This window comes from Massilia orientalis (assembly GCF_030411975.2).
GTDB classification, from domain to species: Bacteria; Pseudomonadota; Gammaproteobacteria; order Burkholderiales; family Burkholderiaceae_D; genus Telluria; species Telluria orientalis.
This window is the reverse complement of sequence record NZ_JASNRB020000078.1, coordinates 1-1,245: the sequence shown is the minus strand read 5'-3', so window position 1 is coordinate 1,245 and position 1,245 is coordinate 1. Positions and strand designations below refer to the sequence as shown.

At 62.9% G+C, this 1,245-nt stretch carries 1 protein-coding gene; it reads left to right on the top strand.

The features are described from left to right. Positions 1–62: 62 nt before the first annotated feature. Positions 63–1,245, top strand: a protein-coding gene (locus QPK29_RS33425) for an IS3 family transposase (protein ID WP_400189967.1) whose coding sequence is annotated in 2 segments (ribosomal slippage) — positions 63–348 and positions 348–1,245 — 1,184 coding nt annotated over the 2 segments. Because the reading frame shifts where the segments join, the coding sequence is not laid out codon by codon here. This gene is flagged as partial in the annotation.

Here is a 1,245-nt window from a genome sequence, read left to right as displayed (position 1 = left end):
TATAGTGGACCCCGAATTTGAGACGGTGGTTTAAGCTGTCGTCCGCGAAAGGATGACAGCGAATGAGTGAAGGTAAAAAACGCAGGGTGCACAGCGCCGAGTTCAAGGGCAAGGTCGGGCTGGAAGCGGTGCGCGGGGTGAAGACGATCAACGAGATCGCGCAGGAGCACGACGTGCATCCGCAGTTGGTGACGCAATGGAAGAAGGAGATCCTGGAGAACGCCGGGGCGCTGTTCGACGTCAAGCGCGGGCCGAAACCGGTTGACGAAAGCAGTCCCGAGGACAAGCTGTACAGCGAGATCGGCAAGCTGAAGATGCAGGTGGATTGGCTCAAAAAAAAGCTTGGGGAATGAGCCCTGTCGAGCGGGCACGGTGGATTGCGCGGGAAGACGAGATGCCGCTGACGATGCAGTGCGAGCTGGCCGGCGTGCCGCGTTCGACAGTGTATCGGCGACTGGAAGCGGTAACACGCCGGGCATGCATGAACGAGGAAGACGACCGACTGCGCGCCCTGATCGACGAGGAGTACACCAACCGGCCGTTCTACGGCAGCCGGCGCATGGCGGTGTTCCTGCGGGGTCGAGGACACCGGGTCAATCGCAAGCGCGTGCAGCGCCTGATGCGGGAAATGGGACTGGCGGGCATGGCGCCGGGCCCTGCAACCAGCAAGCCGCATCCGCAGCACAAGGTCTATCCATACCTGTTGCGCGGAGTGGCGGTCACGCGGCCGAACCAGGTGTGGAGTACGGATCTGACCTATATCCGCCTGGCGCGCGGCTTTGCCTACCTGGTGGCGATCATCGACTGGTACTCGCGCCGGGTGCTGGCCTGGCGCATCAGCAACAGCATGGATGCGTCGTTCTGCGTGGACTGCCTGGAAGACGCGCTGCGCCACCATGGGAGGCCCGAGGTATTCAACAGCGACCAGGGCTCGCAGTTCACCAGCGATGCCTTCACCGGCGTGCTCAAGCGCGAAGGCGTGGCGATCAGCATGGACGGGCGCGGACGGGCGCTGGACAACATCTTCGTCGAGCGCTTGTGGCGCAACGTAAAGTACGAGGACGTGTACCTGAAGGGCTACGCCAACATGGCCGAACTGACAGTCGGCCTGGCGCAGTACTTTGCGTTCTACAACGCCGGGCGACCGCATCAGGCGTTGGGTTACGAGACGCCGGATCATGTCTACCGCGCCGGTGTCGGAGGCGGTGCGCTGATCGTCGACAAGTTCGGCGACGCGGACCTGGA